2 protein-coding genes are annotated in these 1,173 nt (G+C 22.8%); both read right to left on the bottom strand.

All coding sequences use genetic code 11. From position 1 onward, the window contains the following. Nucleotides 1–72 precede the first annotated feature (72 nt). A complete protein-coding gene (locus CAMP5121_RS07990) occupies nt 73–945 on the bottom strand; it encodes a hypothetical protein (RefSeq protein ID WP_337215293.1) in 873 nt (290 codons plus the stop codon). Further along, a partial coding sequence (locus tag CAMP5121_RS07985) for a hypothetical protein (protein WP_337215292.1) occupies nt 938–1,173 on the bottom strand: 236 nt, incomplete at its 5' end. The genes CAMP5121_RS07990 and CAMP5121_RS07985, both read right to left, overlap by 8 nt.

Genomic DNA, 1,173 nt, shown 5'->3' with positions numbered 1-1,173 from the left:
GATATTTTAAAAATAGTTTTTGTGTCTTTTTCTGTTTCGTTTAAGGTTTTATTTTGAGTGTTAAGTTCTATCTCATTCATTTGTGCATTCTTTTAGTTTAGATTGTAGGGTATTGAGCTGATTGATTTGTTTTTGACCGAGTTTGAGTTTTGGATAATTATTGTTTATATTTTCTATTTTCATTTTAAGATAATCATCTTTATAGGCAATAAATTTAATTTTTGAATTTATAAGATTGATATATCTATCAACTGCAATATTAATTTTTTCTATGCCATTTAGAATTGCTATGGTTTTGGGATTATTTAAATCACAAATAGGAGCTATTGAAAGTTCTCTTAGGTACATATTATTAACAAACGCACCATCTAAGCCAATCAATAGATTAATATATGTTACAATTTCTATTATTTCAAAATCATTATCATTTTTTTTCAAAAAATCCTCTTCTAAACGAGTATTTAGAAAAAATAAAAAATCTTCAAAAACTTTAAATCTTTCCTTGTCAAATAAAAAATAAGTTTGATGTCCTATAAAAGTTTTTTCATTATCTAAAAGATAAAGTATAATATCCATATTTATTCTTAAAAGAATTCGACTAGCTTTTCTTGAAAGTTCCTCATCTTCATCTAGGAATGAATAAATAGTTAAAATTCTTACATCTTCAATACTAGCTTGTATCATCTTAAGATTTTTAATAATCATTTGTGTAACTTTTTCTTGATTATAGTTTTCTTTGCTTAAATTCTTAGCATATTCTAATTCTTCCTTGCCTTCGTTTTCACTCCATTTGATTAAAGCACTAAGATTTTCTCTTGCTTTATTTTCATTAGCTTCTTTAAATTGTAAAGCTTCTTGGATAAAGTTATAAGCATTGCTAGCAATTATGATAAAAACTAATACAATAAAAACTATAATAGAAATTCTTTTTGATGTTTTAAGCAATTTTTTTACCTTTAAAGTTAGTATTATTTATTATAGCATTATTAGATACAATCTTAAAATCTTCTTTTATATCATCTATAATGATATTGCTTTGTTTCGTTTTTAAAGAAGTTTCATTGTTAAAATTTGTATTTTTTATTATAGTGTCTGTATTTTCTTTTGTATTGTTTTCTTGTTTTAAATTTAAAGAAAATTCTTTGAAATTTATACTTTCTTTTGTATCACTTT

It is taken from the genome of Campylobacter sp. 2352 PW (assembly GCF_024723575.1).
Classification (GTDB): Bacteria; Campylobacterota; Campylobacteria; order Campylobacterales; family Campylobacteraceae; genus Campylobacter_D.
This window is presented reverse-complemented; position numbering and strand designations above follow the sequence as displayed.